Genomic DNA, 19,571 nt, shown 5'->3' on the forward strand with positions numbered 1-19,571 from the left:
TCTCATTTTGAGGCCAAAGCTACCAAACCGACCTGACGCAATACGAAGCGGGCAAAAGATTGCTCAACGCATGAGACACAGATAAAGTGAATCCGTGCGATAATAACGCCACTGGTGAGTAGCCGAAGAGCAAGCACACCCGGCTCGGACAAGCTGAATAGTGGTCACGGAGGGGTAACTCGCCAAAAACAGTCAAACTCCGTCATTACTATAAAAATCGGCATACCAAAGTTAATGAAAGATTATATTTTTAATATTCACGACGTGGTCCTGTTGATGACCGTGGCGGAAAGCATCCTGCTCGCGCTATTACAGGCCGCGCTCCCTGCCCAGAATCGGCTCTACGGGCGGCTTTTGAGCGTTTTCTTGATCGTTATTGCGGTGGCCGCGGTCACCACCCTGGTGCTCTGGAACGACCAGCTGCACACTACGCCCACCATCGATCACTATTGGATCCCTTACTTTCTGATAGTGTCTCTCATGGTGAAAGGGCCGACGCTCTACCTCTACGTGGCGTCGATCACCCGGGCGCACTTCACTCTCAAGCCCTTGCACTTGCTACATCTCATCCCCGCACTGGTAGCCGTCATAATAATGGCGACGTTCGGTATCGACAGCAACTCGTTACGCTATATCTGGGCCATGGGCGAACCTCAGCCTGAGCAAGTGGTCACTTCACTATGGGACGCCGCCAAGCTGGTACCCCTGGTCTACTCTTTCGCCGCCGTGGCGCTGGTGCAGCGCTACCGCTCCGAGCTGAAAGATGAATACTCTCACTTTTCCAGCACCGAGCCGCGCTGGCTGAATATTCTCACGCTCGGTTTCTTTGCCAGTTGGGCCTGGTCCACCACGGTACACGTTCTGGCAAAGTACAGCTCTCCAGAAACCGCAGACTACCTGGGCATTGCCGACAACTACTTCACCTTTATTCTGATTAATGCTCTGTTCACCTATAGTCTGGTCTACGCCCACCAGTTACTGACGACCCGCTCCGATGACACACGGGCCCCCGCGGAGGAGAAGCCGTCCGATTCAGCCATCGACCGGGTTCGCGATGCGATGGAGAACGACAAAATCTACCTGCAGCAAAACCTCAACATCGAGCAGTTCGGTGCCCGACTGAAATTGCCAGTTAAAGAGGTGTCATCGGTCATCAACAAGCATTTCGGCACAAATTTTTTTGAGTTCATCAACTCTTATCGGGTGGAGGAAGCCAAACGGTTACTGGCTGACCCGACACTGACGGAAAAGACCATTCTGGATATTCTTCTGGAATCAGGCTTCAACAGCAAGTCCGCGTTTCACCGCTTTTTCAAACGCTTGGTAGGAGAGTCTCCTTCGGAGTACCGCAAACGAATGAATCATAAAGCGGAATAAAAAAAGCGGCTCTCAAGGAGCCGCTTTAGAAGCACTGATCACCCAGTGGGGTTAACGAGTCCACCGGATATTATCAAACTGCACTTGAACGCCGCTTTGGTCATCCCACACGGGAAGAAAAACGAACGGTGTATTGAAGGCCCCGAGATCAAAAGCTGGGTTGGTTCCCGGGTGATTGAGCATATCGGCAACCGGAATGGAGACCGAAGTCCACTCTCCGACCGGAGGCGCCGGCTCAATAAGCAAATCGCCGGTGCCCTCGCTGGGCCCACTTTCTGCCTTCACTACCAGGCCAGCGGTATTTGAGCCATAGCTTAACACTTTGATATCAAACTCCAGTTTACCGTCGGCCGCGAAAGCGGTCGCATCTTTGGCGTTGGTACTTTGCACAAACATCAAGCCATTGTTCGAGCTTTCACTGAAAACCACTTGCAGCACGGTGCCGCGATCCGGGTCTTCCACATCAGACACACTCACATGTCCGGTATTATTGTCCCAGGTCCCAACGCCAAAATCCCAATTCACCCCTGGCGCTCCGTCAACGTAGACATCGAAGCTGCTGTCCAGCACGGTACTGACACCGGCGGGAATAGGTTCAATACCGCAAGGAGACATACAACGCACTTGAATATTATTGAGTTCGATTTCCGCGGTACCCCCCTTGGGCTCGATAACGAAAGGATTGGTAACCGCTCCAAAGTCCACCGCTCCGGGTTGGACGTCATTGGGTTGAAGTTCGGACATGGGAACGGTAATGGTCGTCCACTCCCCCGTTTGCGGAACGTCTATGGAAGTAAAGCTGACGTCGGGCCAGCCGCTGTCTACCTTGACCAACAGTTCGGTCTCCGGCTCAATGGCCTCTACCAAAAGATCGAAACGTAGCTCGCCGTAATCTTCCATGTTGGTGAACTGAAAGCCGTCCTCAACAGCGGGCTCTTCTGCCATGGACTCGGAGCTGAGAAAAGCGTTGCCCGGAGAGGCATTGAACTGGATGGACCAGGGGCCATCCGCCATCGGGGTTGAGACAACATTGCCCGCCGTCGGCGAGTAAAAACCCGGAACCAATGTATTCTCCACGGTCGTCCCATCCACCTGGAAGGTCAGCGTCGCCGCACCATTGCGATACAGGTCGGTCGATACCTGTTCGGGGGGCGTGTGGCCGGATAGCGGTTCAATGGACTCATCCACGTTCGTGGCACAACCCTTCCCGGTTTCCGGGTCATCACTGCATTCATACACGCGCACATAGTCCACCACCATTTCCTGCGGGAAACTGGTCTGATCATTCGGCGCGCCGGGCCAGGTACCGCCTACGGCCACGTTCAACAGCAAATGGAAGCGCTCATTAAACGGCGCCGCGCCCTCACCCACTTTAAAACCCTTTTCCTCTCCGGCCCAGTACACGTTGTACCAGCCATCACTGGTTTGTGTTGCGAAGTGAACATCGTTCACGTACCAGCGCATTTCGCCTTCTTCCCATTCAAGAGCATAGGTGTGGAAGTTGTCCCAAATAGGATCATCCGGTTCGTGTGAGGTGCCGCTATAAACGTTGTTGGGCCAGGCGCCACCATAGTGCAGGGTGCCGTGCATTTCGTTACCGAACCCTTCGGTATTGCTATTAACCGCTTCAAAAATATCAATCTCTCCACTGGCGGCCCAAGCGCCATAGGAGAAATCGGTCGGCAACATCCAGATGGCGGGCCACAGGCCCTGCCCCTGGGGCATTTTCGCCCGGACTTCAATGCGCCCGTAGGTCCAGTCGCCCTTGTTTTTGCTGCGCAGGCGGGCGGAGGTATAGTCGCGAGTGACGGACGTATCATCAGGACTGTAGGCGGGATCATCATCAAAGACGCCCGGTCCGCTGAAGGTTTCCGCTTTTGCCACAAGGTGCAGCATGCCGTCTTCAACAAAACTGTTTTCTTCCCGGTCGGTATAACACTGGAGTTCGTTGTTGCCACCGCCGGCGCAATTCACTTCGTGGGACCATTTTTCAGAATCGATGGTCTCGCCTTCGAACTCATCGCTCCAAACCATGGCCCAACCATTACCGGGACCTTCACTGCTGGAACTCGCGCTGTTGCTGGAAGACGATTCGCTACTGCTGGCGGAGGACTCGCTACTACTAGAGCTCCCGGAATCATCGTCGGAGTCACTGCCGCAACCGGCCAGTAACAGTAAAGCCAAACCCAAGCCGATCGTTGGGTGATTGAATGCTTTCATAAACACCTCGTTATTATCATCAGTCGTGTGTGTTGGTCTCACCCACGTCCCGCGAGAGAGACCATTGGGGTGGTTACACCACCCCTGTTACGGGCAGAGTCCTTCCTCCTCGTATTCAGTGACCAAACGCACGTCATTCAGGGTGAGGGTCAGCTCACCACCCGTGGCGAGATACAGAGGCGAAAGCACCATGGAGGGGTTTACGCCCCCGCTCATCAGGCAGTCCGCATCGATAGCCAGGGTGTGCCATTGGCCATCCGCGTGGGCGTCAAGCCAACCGCTGATATCGACTGCGCTGACGCAATCCTGGCCACAGCGCATACCCAGAGTAACCGGAGCGTTCGGCGCTGCGTCGATTTTCAGGTCGAGCAACAACACGCCCGACTCGCGATAGGCAGACAAGTCCACCCGACCTTGTGAGCGCAACGCGACTTCTGCCTCGCCAGCGCCCGTCCAGTGCAATTGGCGGCTGTCTTCCTGGAACTCGCGGTCCACAGCGGTTGCTTCGATGCCCGGCAAGGAAGCCTCGCTGCCGCTCATGACGAGCGCGCGCTCGGAGACATCGCTCAATACGAGTTCCCAGGGTTCCATGGGGCGATTATCAAACAGGAATAGTCGGGTTTGCGCTGCTGCCCGGGACAGGCCGCTGTCTTCGGGGAGCGAGCCCAGCTCGCCGTCATCCTCGTAGGTCAACCCATAGCCGTAGGGGAATAGCGGCTCCCGATCATCATTGCGGTTGACGGGTGTCTGATCCGCCCGAGCAGGCCAGGAAAATGACAGCTTTCCGGTAAAATCGTAGGCGATATCACCGTTTTCATTCCGGAAGAGAACATCAGCCACGCCGCCACCTTCCGAGCCCGGCAACCAGGCAACGACAAAGGCATCGGAAGCGTTGATTTCGGGGTTGACCCACAAGGGGCGCCCGGTGAGAAAGACCGAAACAACCGGAATGCCTTCCGACTGCAGACGTTTCAGTAGCACCCAGTCAGCCTCCGGTTCGTAGTCCAGGTTCGCGCGGTCCCCTTGCATTTCCGCATAGGGGTCCTCACCGAAAACGACTACGGCAACATCCGGTTTCGTGCTGTAATGGCCCTCAACGCTGAGCTCGGCACGGCCTCCGGCCGCTTCGACCGCATTGACGATGCCATCGTAAATCGAGGTAGCCCCGGGGAAGTCGTCACTGGTATTGCCCGTGCCTTGCCAGGTGAGGGTCCAGCCACCAGCCTGTTTACCGATATTGTCCGCCCCGTCACCGGCCACAAGCACATCCTGGCCAGGGCTCAACGGCAATAGCTGGTTGTTATTTTTTAGAAGCACCAGGCTTTCCCGAACCGCTTGCCGCGCCACGGCCCGATGCGCCGGCGCGCCAAGCAGCTCGCTCGCTCCGGCGTAATAGCGCTCTGAGGGCAGCCCTTTATCAAACATCCCGGAACGGAATTTGACCCGTAACACACGCCGCACGGCGTCGTTCAAACGGGCTTTGGAAATCTCGCCACTTTTGACTTGCGCCACGGTGTTGGCATGCAGTGTCCGCCACTGATCCGGGACCATGAAGATGTCCAGTCCCGCATTAATCGCCTGGGGACAGCTATCCTGGCGGCAGCCATCAACAAACTCGTGACCATTCCAGTCACCGACAATCAGGCCGTCAAAACCAAGCTCCCCCTTGAGGACATCGGTTAACAGGTAGCGGTGCCCGTGCAGCTTTTCGCCCTGCCAGCTACTAAACGAAGCCATCACCGTCTGCACCCCGGCATCCAGCGCTCCGAAGTAGCCGGCGGCGTGAAGATCGCGCAACTCGGATTCGCTGATTTTGGCATCACCACGATCGATACCACCTTCAGTGCCACCATCCGCGATGAAATGCTTGGCGGTCGCCCAGACGTGGCCACGATCAAAAAAGCCTTCGGTATTTACCTCTCCCTGCAGGCCGGTCACCATGGCTTTGCCATACTCGTACAGAGTCTCCGGGTCCTCAGAGTAGGCTTCGTAAGTCCGCCCCCATCGGTCATCCCGGGCCACGGCCAGCGTCGGAGAGAAATTCCAGTCCAGCCCGGTCACAGACACTTCTCGCGCCGTCACTTCACCGATGCGTCGAATCAGGTTCGGATTACGCGTCGCGCCAAGGGCAATATTGTGGGGAAAGAGCGTCGCGCCCTTGACGTTATTATGCCCGTGGACCGCGTCCGTAGCCCAGACAAGGGGGATGGCGACGCGACCGTCGCTGGTATCCATGGAGGCCCGATAGAACTCATCAGCCAACGCCAGCCAGGCGCTGGCCGGGGCATTTTTATCACCGCCGGGAAAGGAACCACCGCCGTTCAGGATCGAGCCCAAATGGTAGCGCTTGACGTCCTCGGGAGTCACGTTGCGCAATTCAGGCTGAATCAATTGGCCAACTTTCTCTTCCACACTCATCTTGGCCAGCATCGCATCGATCTCAGCCTCGTAGGCGCCCGGATCGTTCAGCGGAGAGTGCATTTCAGGCCAGACAGAGGCATCACCCGTTTTAGGCGAGACAGCGGTGTCAGTTGAGGGGGAGCCACTGCAGCCGACCAGCAACGCCAGCGTCAGAGGAACCCAGCGGGTCATGGACTTCTTCATTCTCGATCTCACTGTTATTCGGTATGGGAGAAAAAAGGCCCCGGGGTCACCCGCGCGGAGCCAATGGTATCAAGGAGAGTCCGACGTTTGAGGGCCCGGCCCATCACTGAGGTAACAGTGCTTCCGGACCCGACACGTACCAGGAGATAACGTCGTACAGCAACCACGGACGAGTCCCAAGCTCGCCCGTATTGCCATTGTTAGGGAAGCGTCACAAGCCGTCGTCCCACTTTGGGAGGTGGGCAAAAGGTGGTGTTTGCCACTTTTAATCGAACGTGGACAGGGAAAGGTGGGACAGCCCGACAGGCGCCGGGCTCATGGGGTTACTGCTGGTCGGTGACGTAGGTCATGATATTGACAAAACTGTCCACCCAGTAACGCTCAGGGTGGGCCGCCAAATGGTCGAGCAGGGCATTATGGGCTGCCACCGAAACACTGAGGTGGTCGCCACCCACGCCATGAAAGGTGAAGTTTGCCATGGTTCCCTTGCGGGCCGCCTCCTCCACCAACGCAATCAACGCCTCCCCAGTAACGCCGGCCGGAGCGGTCACGGTAACGGCGTAAGGGTCCAGGTCTTGCATGGACGCGGTGACGGCTCCGGCCCCGAAGGCCTTGGAGGCAACGAATAGCGATTTGACCCGGCCGAGGTAGTCCGTATCACCAACCTTCAGGTCCCCGCAGGGCGGAGTGAAGGTGCGTTCATCTTTGCCATCGATCAGTTTCAGAAAATCGTTGGCCAAAGCGATCTGCTCAGCCCACGCGGCCGGCGGAATCTGGCTCAAATCCCGGTGCGGCTCGACCCACTCCCGGCCAGCCAGTTGCTTGTCACACTGGTGAAACAGAGAGTGATTGCCCAATTCATGCCCTTGCTTGGCAGCCGCACGCCATTCTTCCAGCCGCTCCATCACCAGAGGCGCGCCTGCGGGAATGTAAAAGCTGCCGCGAAAGCCCCGCTCGTTCAATGCGGGAATGACGTTCTCAAGCTGGGAGGCCAAGGCATCGTCATAAGCAAGGTTAACCGCCGCCTTGGCGCCGTTGGGCCAGGAGAATTCCCCGGCATGAGATACCAAGGGCAGCAGACTGAAAATGGCTGCGAAAAACAGGGAAGACTTCCAAAAACCCGGAATTTTATGGTTCATAGCGGGACCTTTGACAAGGTAAAGAGTGATAACGCAAAAAAGCGGCACCGTAAGGTGCCGCACAAGGGGAATAGTCTACCGAAAAATTCTTATTCCATCACAAACGTTTGCGGCGCTGTGTCCACCGCCGAACCAGTGTCTGGATTCCAGTAGGTGAAATGGTAGCTCAAGGTGTCGCCCGCCGAGAGGCCGGTGACCCGGTACACATTCCGACTCCCTTCCTGGGTCATGCGGACGTTAAGCTGGCTACCACCGTTGATCGAGTAATGCACGTCGGCCCAAGCCGACGTGTCCACGTAGAACTCGGCCTCACTCGCGGAGACCTGGCTCACGCCGTAAGGCCCCGTGGGTGGTTCGCCGCTGCCACCATCGCTGGCGACCTGCTCAAAGCGCAGCCAGTTGAGATTGAAGTCGCCGGTCTGGACGTCCAGGCGCAAAGTGCCCGCTGCACTGACCTCCAACTCGCCCAGATTCAGACTGGCCCAATTCTGCCAGCCCCCCGTGGCATTGACGCTGGAAGAAAGCGAGGCACCACCACGACTGACCGAGAACTGACCACCACCATTAAGGGAGGCAACACGCGCGGTCACTTGGTAGGTGCCCGGCGCGAGGTTCAGGTCGTATTCCAACCATTCACCGGGGGTGGTCCAACCCACGTTATAGCCACCATCGGTATCCGAGGTTGCTTCGATATCGACATCATCGGAACGGTAAGCGCCACCGTTGTTGCCGACATCGCTATCGACAAAGTTGACGTAATCCTCGGCCTGAATTTTGACGCTGTCGGTCGAGCAGCCATTGGCGTTTACCTGGGCGCCGCTGGCCGTTCCGGGGCACTGGTCGGCGCTGTCATCGACACCGTCGCCATCACTATCGCTGGTGCCAGTGCCGCCGTCATCCGAACCACCGCCTTCCCAGACGATATCGTCAATCGCGATCGACACAGTGCGCGCCGGTGTGGTGGCGGTGTTGAGAAGCGCGAAGGGGTAGCTGATGGACTGCAGTGCCACCAGATCGCCACGCAAGTCGGACACGGGAATGCTCACCCGGCTCCAGTCACCATTGCGCACCAGACCGTACTTTTCTTCACCGGCGGGAAAGTCAATATAATGCTCGTTGGTGTAGGTGTCGGTAATACCAACGCGGAAGCCTACATCGGTAGGCACCTTGATCCGGAAGCTCAGGTGCCCATCCTCAAAGTTACTCATATCCAATGGCTGGCGGGATTGAACGCCCCCACCGAACCATTGACCCGGAGCGGTGTAGTCCCAGGAAATAACCTCCGAGCCTTCGTAAGCCGGCTCGTTACCGCCCGCCAGTGAGCCGGTACTCCAGATATAAATATCCGACGTTTCCCCTGCCTCCAGAGAGCGACTGGTTCCCGACTGCTCGGTAAAGACGCCGAATGTGCCGGTTTCCGGTTCCACCGGATTGCCCAACGTCACTTCCCCCATGCCGTTGTACTCATATACCCGCACATAGTCGATGTACATTTTGGCCGGCAGAGGCGCCGTCACTTCGCTATTTTGCATGGCGTCGGTAAAGGTGCCGCCGACCGCCATATTCATCAGCAGGTAGAACGGCTGGCGGAATTCGTCAGAGGCGTCCGTAATACCAATCGGTGCGTCGTACATATCGTACTCCACGCCATTGTCCACCACCGAAAAACGCAAAGATTGATCGGTCCAGTACAACCGGTAGGTCACAAAGCGGTCACTCAGAGACGTATTCGCGACATAGGCATTATCGGTTTGCCAGGCGGTCGACGCCGCACAGGTGGGGTTGGCATCGGTGCAGGCTTCCTCCGCGTAGAAAATAGCGTTGCTGCCAACAAACCGGTTCATGCTGGTGCCAGGGTGCGTTTCATCAATGACGGCTTGGCTATGCCCCATTTCCATCATGTCGATCTCGCCTTTCGCGGGCCAACTTGCGGTGCTGGTGCCCAGCAACCAGAAGGCAGGCCACAGACCGGTGTCCAGATCTGGCACCCGAATGCGGGTTTCGATCATACCGTACTGAATGGACACCCCGCCCTTGCTATCGAGTTTGCCCGAGGTAAACGCCCGACTTTCCACCGTTTCATTGCGCGCTTCGAGCACGATGGCAGAGTTTCCGGACTCACCCGGCACGGGCTCAATGGAGACATTGTCCCCCTGGTAGTACTCAAGTTCCTGGTTGCCCCAACCACACAGATTGGGACAACCATCGCCTTCGATGACGTTCCAATGTTCGGAATTCAGCGTATCAAAGTTGTCTTCCCACAACAGGGGCCCAACCTGAGCCTGAGAATGGGCGGCAATGCCGAAAACGACAGTCGCCATGAGCGCCGGAAGGCGCGATGACCGATTCGACCGTTCATGAAAATCATTCATAGATATAACTCCAGGATTTGATTATTGATTATTCCCTGGCAGGCGAATGGTGAGCGAAATTTGCTCTTAGCATAAGCCTGCACCATACCTCTCCGATGCAGACTTACCCTAGAGTGAAGTGGGTGGTAAAGCGTCGCACTTTAACGACTCCACAAAGGTGGGACGGTAAAAGTGTGACGCCAATCACCCATCAAAAAAAAGCCGCTCCGAAGAGCGGCTTTTCAGTGCACTTCCTAGTCCAGTTTAGAAAGTGTAGCGGGCGCCGATGTTATAGCGCGCGCCATACTGCTCAGCGTGTTTGAACATGTTCTCGTAACGGGCGTACTGACGCTGCGACTCGTCCGTGACATTGATGCCTTCGGCAAAGACGGTCAAACCATCAACGAATGGAAGATCGTAACTGATAGTCACATCCACCTGCCCGTACTCCTCGGTATAAATGGGAGTATTGTTCTGTCCCACACCGTTGAGGAAGCTATCGCGCCAGTTATAGGCAATACGCCCCTGCAAGCCATTTTTGTCGTAGAAGGCAATGAAGTTTGCGGAATCGCTCAGTCCCGGCAGAACAAACTGGAAATCGGTCGAAGAGTTGTCAACCTCCAGGTCACCCGCGACCAAAGTCAAGTTCGCAATGACGCCAAAACCTGTATCGCTAAAATTGTGCTGCACCGCGAACTCAGCGCCCTGCAAAGTGGCCTCTTCCATGTTGCTGGGGGTCGATATTTCGAAGGGTGCCAGCGGATCAGCGTCGACCTGTGTTATCGCACCTTCGGTGCCCTGATTCTCATTGATGCGATTAAACACCGTCTCATCGGTAATTTCCAACCCCTCAGCGGCAAGCTCTTCGCGTGCCCGTTGAGCCCTCGGCCCCTCGAGTGGGTCTCGCAAGTTCAACACTTCGGTTGAAACAAACTGATCGACAATGAAGTTATCCACCTTCTTGACGAACAAGCCTACCGACGCGTAACTGGCATCGTCATAATACCACTCAAGGGACAAATCCAGGTTGTTGGATGAGAACGGCCTCAGGTTAGGATTGCCCTGAGTACCTGAACGCTCACCCGGTTTGGGCCGATCTGTTACTGACCGAGTACCGATCATGCTACCCAAGGTCGGCCGGGTAATGGATTGGCTGAAGCTAAAGCGGCCAATTACATCTTCACGGATATCAAGTGCCGCATCTAAGCTCGGCAAGAACACCTTATAGTCACCGGTACGATTGGTATAGGTGCTATCTTCGGCCAGATTCAAACCCCATTCAGTCGGGTTCTGCCATACGAGTTCGAGCGGGTCCTGCTGGTAGCTGTTGGATACTACATCCGTTTGCTCATAGCGCAGCCCACTAACTACCTGGAACGGCATGCCCGAAAGCTCACCCTCCATATTGAACTGAAGATAGGCAGACATGGTTTCCTCTGTCACGCGATGGTCGCTGACAGGGCTGCCTGAAGTGTCGGCACGCATCTTGGTGCCCTCTGGCGCAGTGCCCCAGTCTGGAAGCGGAGATGCCGAATGATCAGCCCACTGCTGTTCGGCAATGGCAACACCGCGCTCGAAGTCCCATGTATGGTACACGGGCACATTGGTGTCCCCACCAGAGAATGAAGGGAACAGTCCAGCTGTTGGCAAGGCAGTGAACATGTCAGCAGGCCATAGTTCCTGATTATCCGAGTACCACCCCAATGGCAGCTGCCCCGTATTGAACGAACGCCAGCGGTTGGCTATCTCCGTATGCGCAACGCCAAAATCAACTGAAACCAGACCGCTGTCGTCGTTGGTGGTCCACACGCCGTCAACCTGGAACTGCTGCACATCTGACTCGTTGATATTGATACCGGACTGTGCAAACAGCGAGTCATACGAAGCGGCCGTAGGTACGCCATCCACGATACCAGCACCATCGTCCAGAAAATCGATGTGCATAAAGGGAATGTCTTCGCCCGCTGTCGCGTCATAGGTTTTCTCGTCGATTTCAACCGCTCCCAGGATCAGGAAGGCATCGTTACCACGACCCACACCCTGGTTGAGACGAGAAGAATCGTGCGCATCAAACGTCAATGCGAGGTTTTCGTTCACATCCCAAGTGACATTCAAGCCAACCGAGTCAAGTTCGGTTTCCGACGTATTTCGACGGATATTGGAAGCGTAATCCTGACCCGCCTCGGTCACGGATACGAACGTCCCGTTCTCATCAATGACGCCGTCAGTCAGAGCGTCGCCCGTGTCGCTAAACCAGATCCCTACACCGGTGTTCAGGGCCTCATAATCGACGTCAACAAAGGTATAATCAAGGGTTGCCTCAATCTTATCCGTGGGCGCGAACTGGAGCACCGCTTGGCCATTCAGCCGGTCGCGGCTAATATCGTCAATACCGTAACCAAAGTTACGGGGGTAAAAGGTGGGGCCGTCCGGGTCAGCCCGGTTATCTTCCACGAGCGACATGTCAATATTGCCGGCATCGGTATGGAAGTTATTGCGCCAGTTGGCGACATCTGCGTTCACCAAACGACTGTCGCGCTCTTGATAAGACAAAGCCAGTTGAGCACCGAAAGTGTCATCTGCAAAGGTATTACTAATGATGGCGGCAACCTCAGGCGTGACATCGTCACCCGTTTCGTTGGTGGTATCCATCATGGCTTTGGTGCCGATCGAAAAGTTCAAACCGGGGTTGTCCAACGGGCGAGCCGTCTTGATATTGACCATTGAGCCGATCCCGCCGGTCACATTATCCGCGCTGAAGGTCTTGTGGACCTCCACACCGCTGACGATTTCCGCCGCAATGTCACCAAATTCGAAAGACCGGGAATCACCGACGCTGGGCATTTTGCGACCATTCAACAACACAAGGTTGTAGTTTGGACCAAACCCTCGAACAGTGATTTTGCTACCCTCATTATTGGAGCGGTCGATCGATACACCGGTAATCCGCTGCAGCGACTCCGCCAGGTTGGTGTCGGGGAATTTACCGATATCTTCCGCGGAAATTGCGTCGACAATGCCACCTGAGTCTCGTTTGATGTCCATCGCACGGGTCAGACTGGCCCGAATGCCGGTGACGACAATCTCATCCATCATGGGCGCGTCTGCATCCTGGGCGTAGACACCACCAGACAGACCGGCCAGCGCGGAGGACGCCACGACGGAGGCGATGAGCTTGCGTTTGAAACTGCTGTTGTTGGTCATATCCAAATCCTCAAACCGTTATAATTGTAGTCTTGAAGAAGCGGGTCGGCAGGCGCCGACCGCTTATTGCACACTATCCACCTGAGCCGTGCGAGGGTCGTCCCACTTTGCCGAAACACCTCAAGGTGGTGAGTCTCACTTTGCGTTTTCGTAAAGCGAGACGCCCGCTCGCGGCGCCTTCCCGGGCGATTGTTGAATTTCGAAGCTCCCCGGCGCGACCGTCAGCACTGTGCCATCGGAGAAGGTAACCCGACGCTCTGAGCGGTCGAAGTTGTAGGCAATGTAGGTATATCGCCCGCCCTTCTCAAAGGCCACGGCCGCGGGGTCATCCGCCGTCAGCGCGCCCATCGCCAGATGCCCGAGATTCTGCCAAGTGCTCACCCAGTGGTAGCTGTGCGCTTTGGTTTCACCCTCTTCCGGCGCGTAGTCAAAGCCATGTTGCGCCATATCTGCCATGGCGGCGTCGGCGTCGGTCATAGCCCAGATATTCCACCAGATGTCCCGCCACTGGCCATCAGGCAACCCCGAGGGTTTGCCATTGACGGCCTCACTGAGACCGAGCTCAACGTAGTCCCTCAGGTAACCGGGGTGCTGGCCAAGGTGCAGTATCAAGGGGCTGGAGGGCAGGCCCTGAATACCCAGGATATGGGCGTGGGCGTCACTGAACCAGGTGGCGAATACGTGGCCGCTACCCCAGACGATGGACGTGGTGATCTTGTTATAGTCGCGGGGAAAGTTGTGAAAGTCCGGCTTTTCGTCGCGATACCCGTCGATATCGCTCCAATATTCCCAAAAAGCGGCTGCCGTGGAAGCATGAAGATAAACGCCGCGATCCACCAGTTCCGGCTGGTCGGTGACCAGGCCGTAGAGAATCATGGCTCCGTAGGCGGAGGCGGCCTCGGAAGTGGACTCGTTGTTGTTGCCCAGCAGGTAATTGGCCGACCCCGAGGCCCAGGAAAAGCCAAAGGCGGGGTCGAAATGGCGTAAATACGGAAAGCGTGAATCATCCCGGCCAGCGGCGTAATCCCGAATCAGCAGTTCGACCATGGGGCCCCACTGACTGGCACTGCACCAGTGCGGGTCGACCCGACAAATTTCGGCGGCCGCGCGTACGAAGTAACCGTAGTGAAAGTGGTGATCATTAAGCGCCTGATGCGCGCCGAACGATTCGTGGACCCCCAAGACCGTGTGCCAACGCTCGTCGTAGACAAAGTACTTGGCCGCCTTGGGCTGCCCTTGCTCCTCCGCCCGGAACCAGTCCTCCAGCTCGGCCTTGAGACCGTCAATCAGCGCGTCGGCTTCGGCGGTCATACCGTGGGTACGGGCCAGCAGGGCGAGCTCCGCCACCTTGCCGTATTGCTTACCCGCCCAGTAGGTATCGGTCGCCTGGGTCCAGGTGCCGGGGCCGCTGTCAACGAAGGCGCGAATCATGCCCTGCAGCCGCTTCGGGTCGTAATCGCCCACGCCCGGCGGCAAGCCCGGCAGAACACCGGTATAAGCCAACTGGTAGTCAAAGCCGTCGGTTTGGGCAAAACGAAGCAGTCCCCGGCTGCTGCGCACCTGGTAGTCAGTAAGTACCTGCTTACTGTTTTTCCAGTGCAGAGGCTGAAGGCCTGCCAGGGTTTCTACCGGCTGCCCTTGATAGCGGTATTGGTGGGAAACGGTGACCGAATAGTCCGCCGGGTCGACCTGATACTCGACCCGCACTTCGTCCACCGGCTGGCGTGCGTGGGCCAGGAAGGCATTTACCATATCGAGGGTAGGTTCCTCCTCCCCCACCGGTAACCACGTCAGAGTGAAATGGCTGGTCTTGCTGACCGCCCGAATCTCCCTGCCGTGGAGTCCTCTGAAAGCCGTGTCACCGTGGCCCGTGAGCAGAAAATGGTTCCGTTGGCCGGCCACGTCGGTCCACAAGCCCAGTGTATTGCCGGTCTGATGAAATACCCCCTTGTGCTCACCATCCGGTGCATGAGTTCGCAGTAACAGGTCGCCCCGGTAGACACTCAGATAGACGTAGGGGGAGCCCTGCACGAAGGTGGCCGCCATCACCGGCCGATGCCCGCTGCGCCACTCCAGAGTGACCGAGCCGTCGCTGTAGTCCCGAACGAAGGCATCCAGTTCGTCGAACTGGCTGTTGGCCAGGGCAATACCATCAAACACTTCGTCCAAAGGGTTGGGAATGGGGTAGGTCACCCGGTCCTCCTGCACGCGCAAACCGGCGGGAATGCCCATCAGACGCATGCCTCGCTCGGTGATCCGCGCGGTAAGGGGGTCGGGCGTAATATAGCCAATACCGTCCGGATCGCCGATGCCGTGCTCACCAAAGAAGGCGACATTTCCCCACCACCGGTGGGCCATGGTGGGTTTGCGGGCCGCGGGGGCCACGGTCTGCGGCAGGCGTTGGTGGGGGCGAACCTGACCCTCGCACGAGGGCACCTCGGGGTAAACCACGCCCGCGCTGCGAACACGAGCCCGATCTCCCTGCTTTTCGCACTGATAGCTCTGTGGGTAAATACGCGCGCTGACTGAGCCCGCACCGTACTCATCGGGCGCTTTGCAGGCGGCCACCAACGTCAGCCCGACCACCACCAATCCCCACTGCAAGATCATTACCCTCAAGGCACAGCCTCCCACTCTTATCGCTTTTATCTGTCGGTCACCGATTCATTGCCGGCACGTTACCTGCGATAAGACGCCATTGAGGGCTCACCCGTCGCCCCACTTTGCGGATTTTCGAAACTGGGACGAGCAAAAGAAAACTGGGACAGCGCCCCCATCCGCTCCCTACGCCCCTCTATGAAACTTTCGGCGCCGAAAGTTTTTCGTCCCGTGACTCAGTTAACAGGCAAAGCTCTGAGTCACTCGGACAATTTCGGGTGCGCTCGGCCAGGGTCGATCGCACGATGAGCACAACAACGATAACTCAGGAGACTCTTATGAAAGTCCAACCTCTAAAGGCAATGGCGGTGCTGGCGCTCGGCCTCGGCGCCACCGCTTCGGTCAATGCCCAACAGTACGGCGAGGCGCTACAGAAATCCCTGCTCTTTTACGAAGCCCAACAGGCGGGCCCGCTGCCCGACTGGAACCGGGTGGAATGGCGCGGTGACTCGGTGCCCGACGACGGGGCCGACGTGGGTCTGGACCTACGCGGCGGCTGGTTCGACGCCGGCGATCACGTCAAATTCGGTTTCCCCATGGCGGCTACCACCACCCTGCTAGCCTGGGGCGGTGTGGACTACCGCCAGGCCTACGAGCAGTCCGGCCAGATGGAGCACCTGCTGAACAACCTGCGCTTCGTCAACGACTACTTCATCAACGCCCATCCCAGCCCCAACGTGCTCTACGGCCAGGTTGGCCTGGGCAATGCCGACCACAGTTTCTGGGGCCCGGCGGAAGTGGTGCATCACAAAATTCCCGAGTCCCGGGAAGCGATGAAGATCGACATGAACTGCCCCGGACCCGATCTGGCGGCGGAAACCGCCGCGGCCATGGCCTCCTCCGCCATGGTGTTCGAGCCCGAAGACAGCACCTACGCCGCAACGCTGCTGAGTCACGCCCGGGAGCTGTACGAGTTCGCGGAAAACACCACGGGCGAGGATGGCACCGATAACGCCTACTCCAACTGCATTACCGACGCCCAGCAATTCTATAACTCGACCTACGGCGTCTACTGGGACGAAATGGCCTGGGGCGCCGTGTGGCTCTGGCGCGCCACCGGCGAGGACCAGTACCGCGAACGGGCCCTCTACTACTACGACCGGATGGGCTTTGAAAACCGCACCGAAACGCCGGTTTACACCTGGTCGCTCAACTGGAACGACAAAGCCTACGCCGTCTATGTGATGATGGCGGACCTGATCGGCGATGAGCGCTTCCACCAGGACGCCCAGCGCTACCTGGACCACTGGAGCATCGGGGACGGCACCCGCACTCCCGGCGGCATTGCCGTGGTGGACAGCTCCGGCTGGGGCGTCAACCGCTACGCCGCCAACCTCGCGTTCCTGTCTCTGCGCTACGCCGACGTCATCGGGCCGGAGCACAACCTCTATGACCGCTACCAGGATTTCGGTAAGCAACAGATCGATTACATTCTGGGCGACAACCCGCTGAACCTGAGCTACCTGATCGGCTACGGTGACGACTACCCCACCAACGTGCACCATCGGGGCTCCCACGGCTCCTGGGCAGACAGTCTGGAAGTGCCCGAGGAGCAACGCCACGAGCTGATCGGCGCGGTCGTGGCCGGCCCGGACAACGACACCAACTACACCGAAGACCGGGGCGACTATGTGATGAACGAAGTCGCGGTGGACTACAACTCCGGCTTTACCGGGGCGGTGGCCGCCCTCTATAACGACTACGGCGGCGAGCCTTTGCCCGAGAGCGAGTTTCCGCCCACGGTCACGCCCGAACCCAACGAGTTGTTGGTTGGAGCCCAGGTCAACAGCAGTGGCCCGCGTCATATCGAGATCAAAGCCGTGCTGCAAAACCGCACCACCACGCCCGCCGACGGACGGGATGATCTCTACTTCCGCTATTTCTACGATCTGAGCGAAATTTATGCCGCCGGCTACACCGCTGACGACGTCACCCTGAGCACCGCCTATTCCCAGGCCACCTCAGTTACCGGCCTGCACGCCTGGGGCGACCCGGCGGACAATATCTACTACGCGGAAATCAGCTTCGCGGGCGATGTCATCTTCCCCGGCGGCCAATCCGCGCACCGGCGCGAAGTCCAGTTCCGGGCCTCGCTGCCCACCACCACCGACGCGGCCGAGTGGGACAACAGCAATGATCCCTCCTGGGACCCGGTATACGAGACTACGTCAGAGCAGTACGGCGCGACCGCCCCGCAAATCGCGATCTACGGCGACGAAGGCCTGCTTTGGGGTGATGAGCCCGGCGGTGGCTGTGGCGGCGATACCGGCGTCAACTGCGCGCCGACCGCAGCGGACGTCAGCGTCACTACCGACTACGAGATGCCGGTGTCCATAGCGCTCGAAGGCAATGATTCCGACGGCAGCATCACGGGCTATCAGGTGGTGAGCGCGCCGAGCAATGGCACCCTGAGCGGCAGCGGCTCGAGCCGCACTTACACGCCCAACACGGGTTTTTCCGGCAGCGACAGCTTCACCTACACGGTAACCGATGACGCTGGCGCGGACTCTGGCGAGGCGACCGTGAGCATCAGCGTCGATGAGCCGGACTTCCCGAGCATCGCCATTGACGCCCCCGCCGGCGGCGCCGAACTCAATCCGGGGCAGAACTTTACCCTGGATGTCAGCCTGAGCAATGCCGCTTCCATCGGTGTAATGGTGGATGGCAATGCGGCCGGAGAGTTTGGCCCGGGCGAGACCATCAGCCTGACTGCCCCGGCCAGGGTGGGCGCCTTTACCGTGTCAGTCACCGCACTGGATGCCAACGGCAATGCGCTGGATGCCACCGACAGCGCGACCTACTACGTGGTGACGGAACCGGTGAACACCCCGCCGGAGGCCTGCTTCACCTACAACCCAGCCAACCCGGATCAGGGTGAAACCATCACCTTCGACGGCAGCTGCAGCAGCGACGCCGATGGTGACGAGCTGTTCTATAGCTGGGACTTTGACTCGGATTACCTGATGGCGGGTGAAGTGGTGGAAAACAGCCTGACGGTCATCGGCGAAACGCCGATCACTCTGACCGTCGACGACGGAACGGACAGCGACAGCGTCACCCAGGTGATCACGATCGAAGACCCCGGCACCGGCGGCGACAGCCAGTGTGAGTTCGTTATCCAGAATGAATGGAACAGCGGCTACGTTGGGCTTATCCGCATTACCAACCAGGGAGACAGCGCGTTGAACGGCTGGCAAGTCGGCTGGGAGTTCACCGACGGCTCCAGCCTGCAGAACAGCTGGAACGCCACCATCACTGGCAGCAATCCTTACAGCGCCGAGCCGCTAAGCTGGAACAGCACCGTGCAGCCGAACCAGACCGTGGAGTTCGGCTTCCAGGTCAGCAAAGGCCAGGCGGATGCGGTCGTTCCGACTTTGACCGGTAGCACCTGCGACTGATCATGAACCCAGGCACAAGGACGTGCCTCTTCTAAAGCGTCCCCACCGGGAAGCGCTCAATCACCTCATAGCGCGCGCCTTTATCGCTCAAATGGCTTTCAAACAGACACAGCTGATCCACGGTAAAGTTGGGGGAGATGTACTCCTCGTTCGCTTTCAGGAATTCCTTCACAGACACAGCCTTGCGCCCGAACCGCGCCAAAGTGACATGGGGCTGAAAATCCCGTTCATCCTGCTCAAGGCCCACGGCCTCCAGCCGGTCCCTCAGGGTATGGTGCCAGTGCTGCAACAGCGCGGCGGGTTCGACCCTCACCCACAATGCCTTGGGATGTTCGGCGGAACCGAACACATCAACGCCTTTTAACCGCAGAGACACCGGCTCCAACGGAGGAGATTGCAACCGTTCCCGGAGCGTGGCCACCATGGCCTCGTCTAGCTCTCCAATAAAGTTCAACGTCAGGTGTAACTGCTCAGCCGTCTGCCACCGAGCTTCGATCGACTCGCGAGGCAACGAAAGCAGGGACCGTTTGACTTCATCAGGTAATTCGATTCCGAGAAAAACTCGCATGAACATTCTCCTTAGACATCAACCGTGCACACTGTGACCGCGTTTGTCGAGG

At 58.0% G+C, this 19,571-nt stretch carries 9 protein-coding genes; 2 read left to right on the top strand and 7 right to left on the bottom strand.

Annotated elements, in window-relative coordinates; genetic code table 11:
* The first annotated feature begins 234 nt into the window (after positions 1-234).
* Positions 235-1,377, top strand: a complete 1,143-nt coding sequence (locus tag G547_RS0114530) for a helix-turn-helix domain-containing protein (RefSeq protein ID WP_027330479.1) — start codon at positions 235-237, stop codon at positions 1,375-1,377.
* A gap of 51 nt (positions 1,378-1,428) precedes the next feature.
* Here the strand turns inward: G547_RS0114530 and G547_RS21660 are convergent, their stop codons facing one another.
* The 6 genes from G547_RS21660 to G547_RS21670 form a co-directional block, all read right to left on the bottom strand.
* Positions 1,429-3,597: a glycoside hydrolase family 16 protein gene (locus G547_RS21660; protein WP_051235531.1), complete on the bottom strand. Its 2,169-nt coding sequence runs from the start codon at positions 3,595-3,597 to the stop codon at positions 1,429-1,431.
* An 87-nt stretch (positions 3,598-3,684) separates the two neighbouring features.
* Positions 3,685-6,201, bottom strand: a complete 2,517-nt coding sequence (locus G547_RS0114540; protein ID WP_027330480.1) for a glycoside hydrolase family 3 N-terminal domain-containing protein — start codon at positions 6,199-6,201, stop codon at positions 3,685-3,687.
* 323 nt (positions 6,202-6,524) lie between these two features.
* Positions 6,525-7,340 carry a polysaccharide deacetylase family protein gene (locus G547_RS0114545; RefSeq protein ID WP_027330481.1) on the bottom strand — a complete coding sequence of 272 codons (816 nt, stop codon included), beginning with the start codon at positions 7,338-7,340 and terminating at the stop codon, positions 6,525-6,527.
* An 89-nt stretch (positions 7,341-7,429) separates the two neighbouring features.
* Positions 7,430-9,712, bottom strand: coding sequence for a carbohydrate-binding domain-containing protein (locus tag G547_RS21665; protein WP_051235533.1), 2,283 nt, complete (start codon positions 9,710-9,712; stop codon positions 7,430-7,432).
* A gap of 243 nt (positions 9,713-9,955) precedes the next feature.
* Entirely contained in the window at positions 9,956-12,895 is a 2,940-nt protein-coding gene (locus G547_RS0114555; RefSeq protein WP_027330482.1) for a TonB-dependent receptor, read from the bottom strand.
* Between the two features lie 135 nt (positions 12,896-13,030).
* A complete protein-coding gene (locus tag G547_RS21670; RefSeq protein WP_051235535.1) occupies positions 13,031-15,505 on the bottom strand; it encodes a glycosyl hydrolase in 2,475 nt (824 codons plus the stop codon).
* Between the two features lie 326 nt (positions 15,506-15,831).
* Between G547_RS21670 and G547_RS0114565 the strand changes: the two genes are divergently transcribed.
* Positions 15,832-18,951: a glycoside hydrolase family 9 protein gene (locus G547_RS0114565; protein ID WP_036188861.1), complete on the top strand. Its 3,120-nt coding sequence runs from the start codon at positions 15,832-15,834 to the stop codon at positions 18,949-18,951.
* A gap of 31 nt (positions 18,952-18,982) precedes the next feature.
* Here the strand turns inward: G547_RS0114565 and thpR are convergent, their stop codons facing one another.
* Positions 18,983-19,519, bottom strand: coding sequence for an RNA 2',3'-cyclic phosphodiesterase (gene thpR / locus G547_RS0114570; protein WP_027330484.1), 537 nt, complete (start codon positions 19,517-19,519; stop codon positions 18,983-18,985).
* Positions 19,520-19,571: the final 52 nt, after the last annotated feature.

This window comes from Marinimicrobium agarilyticum DSM 16975 (assembly GCF_000423345.1).
GTDB lineage: Bacteria > Pseudomonadota > Gammaproteobacteria > Pseudomonadales > Cellvibrionaceae > Marinimicrobium > Marinimicrobium agarilyticum.